Annotated in this window: 1 protein-coding gene; it reads right to left on the bottom strand. The window is 62.7% G+C overall.

Annotated features, from left to right (window positions below; translation table 11 throughout):
* Positions 1–558 (bottom strand): DUF2345 domain-containing protein (locus HV773_RS36605; protein ID WP_175198570.1); only part of this gene is annotated, 558 nt, incomplete at both ends.

Below are 558 nucleotides of genomic sequence, written 5' to 3'. Positions count from 1 at the left end.
CCCCAATAGTCTCCGCTCTCCATATCCCATGTGACGGTGGATCTGGGAATGTCACGCAACGTGCGCTGGCATGGCTCGGTGGTGGTGTCCCCAACCGGGATCGTCCGTGCGGAAGTTGAGCCCGATTGCGCGGGCGTACCCACAAGCGCTGGATCAAATCGTGTCGGCGTGCCAGCATCAAGCGTCGACGTCTTGCCCCCTGCCGACTTCAGATCCGCCGCCGAAACAGGAGCGGGCGCGGGTGGACTCGCCGGCGATGCATTCGCGACGTGCCCAACGGGGCTCGCTCCCGGTGACATGACGCCCGAGAGAGCCGCGCAGGAAATCTGCATCGGATAGGGTGCGATCTGCGCGAGGTGTGAAGGAACCGAGACGGGGCCATCCGTCGCGTGTGTCGCTGCGTGCACAAGGAAATTCGCGGACGTGAACCCCTGTAGACCTTCGGAGCCAATCTCCCAGCGCGAGCCACCGGCCGTCAGCACAATTCTCTTCGCGGATAAGTAGATCGTCCCGTCCTCACTGGCAACGTTGACATCCTTGTTCGCGATAGCGTCGATT

The sequence above is a fragment of the Paraburkholderia caffeinitolerans genome (assembly GCF_902859945.1).
Classification (GTDB): domain Bacteria; phylum Pseudomonadota; class Gammaproteobacteria; order Burkholderiales; family Burkholderiaceae; genus Paraburkholderia; species Paraburkholderia caffeinitolerans.
This window is presented reverse-complemented; position numbering and strand designations above follow the sequence as displayed.